Annotated in this window: 4 protein-coding genes; all 4 read right to left on the bottom strand. The window is 69.7% G+C overall.

Translation table 11 applies throughout. The features are described from left to right. Window positions 1-93: 93 nt before the first annotated feature. Entirely contained in the window at window positions 94-1,659 is a 1,566-nt protein-coding gene (locus tag ACFWN1_RS15745) for an MFS transporter (protein WP_384361941.1), read from the bottom strand. Window positions 1,660-1,888: 229 nt separating this feature from the next. After that, window positions 1,889-2,995: an amidase domain-containing protein gene (locus tag ACFWN1_RS15740; RefSeq protein WP_384361952.1), complete on the bottom strand. Its 1,107-nt coding sequence runs from the start codon at window positions 2,993-2,995 to the stop codon at window positions 1,889-1,891. Window positions 2,996-3,192: 197 nt separating this feature from the next. Then, a complete protein-coding gene (locus ACFWN1_RS15735) occupies window positions 3,193-4,467 on the bottom strand; it encodes a hypothetical protein (protein ID WP_384361938.1) in 1,275 nt (424 codons plus the stop codon). Between the two features lie 63 nt (window positions 4,468-4,530). After that, window positions 4,531-6,855 carry a transglycosylase domain-containing protein gene (locus ACFWN1_RS15730; RefSeq protein ID WP_384361935.1) on the bottom strand — a complete coding sequence of 775 codons (2,325 nt, stop codon included), beginning with the start codon at window positions 6,853-6,855 and terminating at the stop codon, window positions 4,531-4,533. Window positions 6,856-7,173 lie beyond the last annotated feature (318 nt).

Below are 7,173 nucleotides of genomic sequence, written 5' to 3'. Positions count from 1 at the left end.
GGGGTGGGGCGCGCCACCGGAAAGACGCGCCGACAGCCGATGTGCGCCGGCCGCCCCCCGGTCGGCGGGAGGCGGCCTCAGGCGCCGTGCGGCTCAGCTCTCCGCGGCCACCGGTGACTGGCCGGGGGCGTCCTTCGCCTCGGGCTTCGGCTGCTGCGCCGCCTGGAAGTCGGCGGGCCTGATCAGTACCAGCGCCAGCACGCCGCCGAGCAGGGCGAGCCCGGCCGACACCGCCAGCAGGGTGTTCAGTCCGTCCACGAACCCGGTCGCGGCGAGCCGCCGCACCTGAGCGCCGTACTGTGCGGGCACCAGCCGTACGGCCCCGGCGGTCTCGCCGCCCCGGGTCAGGGCGGCCAACTGGTCGCTATGACCGGCCAGTTCCGGCACCCCGCGCAGTCCGTCCCGGAACCGGTCGCTGATGATCCCGGCGAACGCCGAGCCGAGCACCGCGACTCCCGCGCTCACCCCGAGCTGACGGAACGTACCGCTCACGCCCGAGGCCATGCCGGCGCGGGAGAAGTCCACGACACCCACGGCGGTGGAGGCCAGCGGTGGGTTCACCAGACCGGCGCCGATACCGCCCAGCAGCAGGCCGGGGACGAAGTGCTCCCAGCCGCTGGACTCGGTGACCCCGCTCATCAGCAGCAGCGCGGCACCCACCAGCAGCAGCCCGCCCCCGATCAGGTAGCGGGGCTGGACCCTGGCGCTGAGCCGGCCCGCGACCAGGGAGGCGGCCAGCATCGACAGGGACGCGGTGAGCAGCCGCAGGCCGGTCTCGAGCGAGGAGTAGTCCATAGCCTCCTGGAAGTAGATGGCCAGGAACAGGAACATGGAGAACAGCGAGCCGTTCATGGCGAAGGCCGCGATGGAGCCGCCGACGAAGGTAGGGATGCGGAACAGCCGCAGATCGAACATGGGCTGCGCGGACCCCGCCTCCACCAGCAGGAACGCGAGCAGCAGCACCGCGCCCGCCACCAGCCCGGTCACCGCGCGGCCGTCGCTCCACCCGGTCTCACCGGCGCGGATCAGACCGTAGACGAGGGTGGCGAGGCCGCCGGTGAGCAGCACGAAGCCGGGCCGGTCGAGTTTGCGGGGGAACGCCGACTTCGACTCGTCCACGCGCAGCGCGACGATCAGCGCCACGACGACCCCGATCGGCACGTTGACCAGGAAGATGCCGCGCCAGCTGACGCCGCTGGAGATCAGACCGCCGGCCACCGGGCCGACGGCGGAGGCCAGACCCGTGACCATGCCCCAGACGCCGAACGCCATACCGCGTTCCTTGCCCTGGAAGCCGCCCGCGAGCAGCGCCAGACCGGTGGCGAACATGACCGAACCGCCCACGCCCTGGAGCATCCGCGACATGATCAGCATCGACGGGGTCTGCGCCACACCGCACAGCAGCGAGGCGCACGTGAACAGGGCCACGCCGATCGCGTAGAGCCGCCTGCGGCCGAACCGGTCGGCCAGCGTGCCGCTCGTCAGCAGGAAGGACGCAAGCGCCAGCGCGTACCCGTCGATCACCCACTGGAGGTCGGCGAAGCTGGCCTCAAGGTCCCGCTGCACATCGGGCATGACGACGTACACGATGGTGGTGTCCAGCAGGAGCATGAACGTTCCGCCGCACACCCCCAGCAGCGTCCACCACTTCTTCTCCATGATCGTGATCGTCCTTCTGCTGTCGGGAGCGGTCGGCCACGACTCATGGTTCCGACAGGGCGATCAGAAGTCCAAGACCTGGTTTTTCTGGGATGCCGAACTTTTGGTTATGGGCAACCCCCTCGTGAATGCCAGGGCGCGACCCCGCGCAAGGACACCGGCCCCCGGACGCGCGAGAGCCCCCGTACGGCGCCGGAACCGGCGCGCCGTACGGGGGCCCTCGCTCACCTCAGGTGCGGTAGGCGAAGAACGCCGCCGTCGGGTAGGACGCGACGAGGCTCGCCAACGACCGGTTGTAGGTGTTGGTGGAGTGGTACGTCACGTAGGGCACGCCCTGGGCGTCGCGCTTGGTGACGATCATCGTGTGGTCCTTGGACCCGTCCTTGTTGAAGTCCATCTGGACGACATCGCCGATGTCGGCCTGGTAGACGTTGGCAAGGCTCGTGACCCGCTTCGAGGACAGCGCGAACCAGGAGAACTCGTTCACGCCGACGAAGGAGTCCGACTGGATGTCGGCGGTGCCGAACCACTTGTGGAAGTCGTTCGTGTAACCGGGAACGTGCTTCCAGCCACCCGCCTTCAGCGACTGGCTGACGAAATTGGTGCAGTCACCACCCGCGCCGGCCCCGTTGAAGTCGGGGTAGGCGGTGTTGTACTTGCTCCAGTACTTCGTCGCGTACGCGACCATGGCCTTGTAGTCGTAGGCGGACCCGGTCAGCTTCTTCGGCTTCGCCGGAGCCGGCCGCGTGGTGGCCGCGCGAGGCGCCTCCGGCGGGTTGTCGTCCGCCTTGACCGAGGGCTTGGCGACCTCGGGCTTCGCCACCTGGTTCACCGCGAGGTAGCCCTCGTCGGTGTCCTTGATGCGGGTCAGCTGCCAGGTGCCGCTGCGGTCCGCCCGGAACGTCAGCTCGTGGTGGGCCTGGAAGCCCGTGGTCGCGGGCTGGGAGCCCGTGACCTTCTTGTACGTGAGCGACGTCGTCTCGGTGACGGCCACCGTGGCGCGCCGTCCCTCGACCCGCGTGGCGTCCAGCTTGACGCTGGTGTTCCCCGCGCTGTACTGCTCGCCCAGCTCCGCCAGGCGGTCCTTGCGGCCGCGCAGCTGGCTGAGCGCGGAGTCCTCCTGGTGCGACTGCGTGCCGGACAGGCGCACATCGCCGGAGAAGGCGGAGGTCCGCTGACCCTCCGTGGCACCGCCCACCAGGGCCTGGGTGCGGTCGGTGAAGACCGCGTCCGCCAGCTTCTGGAAGGTCGCCTTGGTCCCCGCGTCGACGGTCGGGTCGTCGATGACCGCTGCGCCCGCGCTCCAGTTGGGCAGCAGGGCGACGCCCGCCACCACGGAGGCGGCCGCCGCCGAGATTATGGTGGCGCGGCTCCGCTTACGGCTCAATTTCCTTGACTTCAATGATGATCCCCTCTACGCCGGTACACAGACCGGGACTCCGGTGGCAGAGACCGGGCGAAACGCATCTTCGCATGCCGTGTGCGATGTTTGTGAAGACGGGATGCACAAGTGGAACCAGACTGTTTCACACGTCACTTGACGACAGACGACCAGTCGGGCGACTGTGCCGGGTCGAGGCTGCGCATCCGGGCCAGGGTCTGCGGGGTCTGCGCGTCCATCCAGTCCGCCAGCTCCTTGAAGGACACGCATTTCACGCCCTGTTTGGTGCACACGTTCTTGACCACCTCGTCGATGGCCCGCATGTAGATGCCGCCGTTCCAGTCCTCGAAGTGGTTGCCGATGAACAAGGGTGCCCGGCTCCCGTAGTACACCCGGTTGAAACCGGCCATGTACGAATCGACCGTCTGCTGCTCCCACTTGGGGAACTCGGCGGGGTTGCCGTGCGTCTGGCCGTCCGACTGGTTGTAGAGGAAGTTGAAGTCCATCGACAGGCCCTGGTACTTGCCCGACTCGTAGGGCAGCATCTGGAGCGGGAAGTCCCAGACGCCGTTCTTCTTCGCCGGCCAGATCTGGAAGTCGCCCGCGGAGCTGGCGTCGTAGCGCCAGCCGTAGTCCTTGACGGCCTTCAGCAGGTTCTTCTGGCCCTCCAGGCAGGGCGCCCGGCCGCCGGTGACCTCCTTCCTGAAGTCGAAGGGCAGCGGGTCGATCTCCTTGTGGCCGGTGTTGGTCTTCCAGCGCTCCACGAACGAGTAGAACTGGTCGATCTCGCTCTTCCACTCCTCGACGCTCCAGTCGCCGCCGCCCTTGGCGCCGCAGAAGTGGCCGTTGAAGTGGGTGCCGATCTCGTTGCCGCCCTCGTACGCCTTGCGCAGCTGCTCGATGGTCTCGACTATGTGGTCGTCGGTGGCGTAGTCGATGGCGGCGGCGCCGGGCGAGTGCTGCGGCGGGTGGTACATGTCCTTCTTGTCCTTCGGCAGCAGATAGATGCCGGTGAGGAAGAACGTCATGTGGGCGTCGTACCGCTCGGCCAGCTCGCGGTAGTGCGAGAAGAGGTGGTCACTGCCCTCCAGCCCGCCGTCCCAGGAGAAGACGACGAACTGGGGCGGCTTCTCGCCGGGCTTGAGGCGTACGGGCTTCAGCGTGCCCTTCTGGGGCCCCGTGTAGGACGTGGAGCCGTCCCCGAGCACCTTCGTCCTGCCGTCCCACTTCGGCTCCGCGGACGCGCCGGGCGCCTTGGCGGAGGAGACCGCCGATGCCATGTCGTCGCCATGGCTCAGCAGCAGATACCCCGTGAGCGTGGAGACGAGCACGAGCAGCGTGGCCAGGCCGATGACGGCGGGGCGCGTGACGACACGGCCCTCGGTGCTGCGTGCCTTGCGACGGCGTCCTGTGCTCGACGACTTCATTCGGATCGATCTCCGGTGCGGGTTGCTGGGGTGTAGCCGGGAGGGGGTGGGCCGGGGGGGGGGTCAGCCGACGCCCACGGCACGCGACCAGATTCCGTACGGCACGCTGTTCTCGCGGGTGCCCGCCAGACCGTCCAGCGGCAGCGGCTCCAGGCTTCTGCCCAGGTCGATGCGGTAGACGACGATCGCGGTCGACACCGACTTGAGGGTGCCCGTGTACCAGAGCGCGGTGTCCTTGTCGGTGGTCCCGTTCTTCCCGGCGGCCGGGGCGGTCGCGGCGGGGGCGGGGTGGGAGAGACGGAAGTTGTCCGTGAGCGCCTCGCTGACCTGCCGGGCGACCCCCGGGCCGACCGCCATGCGCCGGTCGGGGGCGTCCAGCCGGACACCGGCGCCGTTGCGGGTGACGCGGCGCACCGAGTACGGCTCGGTGTGCCGCCCGTCCGCCGCGAAGGTGGCGTAGCCGCTGGCCATCCGGATCGTGCTGGGCGTGGAGGTGCCGAGCGACAGCGTGGGCGTCGACGGGCCGAAGCTGGCGGAGAGCAGTCCCGCCGCCTGCGCGGTGGACTTCACCTGCTCCAGCCCGGTGTCCATCCCGAGCTGCATGAACGGCGTGTCCACCGAGCGGGCCAGCGCCTGGCGGAGGCTGATCGGACCGTAGGAGCGGTTGCCGTCGTTGTGAGCCGAGACCTTGTGGCCGCTGCGGTCCCAGTAGGGGCCCTCGGGGGTGGTGACGGGCACCGCGTCGTTGCCGTCGTACACCGTCTCGGGGGTGACCGGGGTGGCCGGGCCCTCCCGGGTCTTGTGCACACCGTGCTCCAGGGCCGCCGCGTAGACGAAGGGCGTGAAGGCCGAACCAGCGGGCACGGTAGTGGCGTTGGACTCGTTGTAGCCCTGCTTGCGGTGGTCGGGACCGCCGTAGACGGCCACGATCCGGCCGTCGGTGGCGACCGACGCGGCGCCGTAGTGGGCGGTGCGCGCGCCCTCGGGGTCCTTCTTCAGGGCCGCCTCGCGGGCCTTGGTGACCGCCTCGGTCAGCTCGCTCTCCCGCTTGCGGTCGAAGGTCGTGTAGATCTGATAGCCGCCGAGGTCGAACTCCTTGGCCGACAGATGGGCGCTCTTCTTGGCGTACTGGGAGGCCAGTTCCACCAGGTAGTCGCTCTGCTTGCCGGTGTCGTAGATCTGGAGGGTCTTGATCGGCTCGGGGAACTTCGTGTACTTGGCGCGCTCGGCCGGGGAGAGCTTGCCGATCTTGACCATGCGGTCGAGGATGTACGACCAGCGCTCCACCGCCCGGTGGTGGCTGGCCGCGTTGAGCGTCGGGTCGTACAGGCCGGCGCCCTTGAGCAGCGAGGCGAGCATGGCGGCCTCGCTCGGGTTCAGCTTGCTGACGTCCTTGCCGTAGTACGACTGGGAGGCGCGCTGGATGCCGTAGGTGCCGCGCCCGAACCAGCTGGTGTTGAGGTAGCCCTCCAGGATCTTGTCCTTGCTCATCCGGTTGTCGAGCTTGAGGGAGATCATCGCCTCGGTGAGCTTGCGGCCGAGGTTCTGGTCCTGGTTCAGGTAGACGTTCTTGACGTACTGCTGGGTGATGGTGGAGCCGCCCTCGGTGGCGCCCTCACCGACCGTGCGCCACAGGGCGCGGGCGATGCCCTTGGCGGAGATGCCGGGGTCGGAGTAGAAGCTCTCGTTCTCCGCCGCGAGCACCGCCCAGCGCACGCCCTCCGGGATGTCCTTGAGCGGCATCGCCTGCCGGCGCACCCAGCCGGTCCGGGCCATCGGGGTGCCGTCGGCCCAGAAGTAGACGTTGTCCTGCTGGGTGGCGTAGGAGTTGAGGTTGGTGGGGACGTCGGTGGCCGCGTAGGCCACGGTCAGGAAGAGGCCGGTCAGGCCGATCGTGGCGAGCCAGCCCGCGATGACCTGGCGCCAGGACGGCACCCAGCGCCGCCAGCCCTCCCGGCCCGGACGCGGGTACTCGGGGCGCAGCTTGCGGGCGTAGGGGGCGACGCGTCCGGCGTAGGGGGCGAGCCTGGCGGTGAACGGGGCGAGGAGGCGGCGCAGTTCGGCGAGCGCGGTCAGCAGCGGGGCCAGGAGGCCCGGGGGGCGGGCGCCGGCCGGTTCCTCGGGGAGGGCGGGCTCGGGCTTCGGCGCGGGGCGGAGGCCGTCCAGTGCGACGATCTTGAGCTGCATCGTCTCGTCGGGGCTGATCATGCCGACCCGGAGCTGCATGGTGGCCTCGGGCTCGAACGCGGGGCCGTCCGGGCTCTCCTCGGGCTGGTGTCCCGCCTCCCGGTCCGGTCCCTGGGAACGGCGTCCCCACGCCTGTTTCGGCGCCGCACGCCGGCCCCGCCCGCGCCGGCCGCCGTCCCCGCCTCGCCCTGCCTCCGTCACGACAGGCCTCCCTCCCCACTCGCCCTTGCTCGCGTGGACAGACGGACCGGCCGTGATCGGTGACCATCACGGCTGCAACCGACGGCCGTTCTGCTTCCCCCCGGCCTCGTGTCTGCCCGCGAGCTTCACAAATTATCAGCTAATACTTTGGAACTCCGGAGGTCAGGGTCGGTCATGGGTCACACCGTGGTCCCCAGGTGATAGACCCAGGTCACCCGCCCCGCCCCGGCGGACCGCGCGCACGGCCCCCGCACTCCGGCTCCCGGCGGGCTCCGTACGCCCACCGCGTTCGGCTCCCGGCGTGGCTCCGTACGCCCC

Origin of the sequence: Streptomyces sp. NPDC058459 (assembly GCF_042721685.1) — a bacterium.
In the GTDB taxonomy this organism is placed as follows: Bacteria; Actinomycetota; Actinomycetes; order Streptomycetales; family Streptomycetaceae; genus Streptomyces.
Note: the sequence above shows the minus strand (reverse complement) of the source record. Positions and strands in the feature narration are given on the sequence as shown.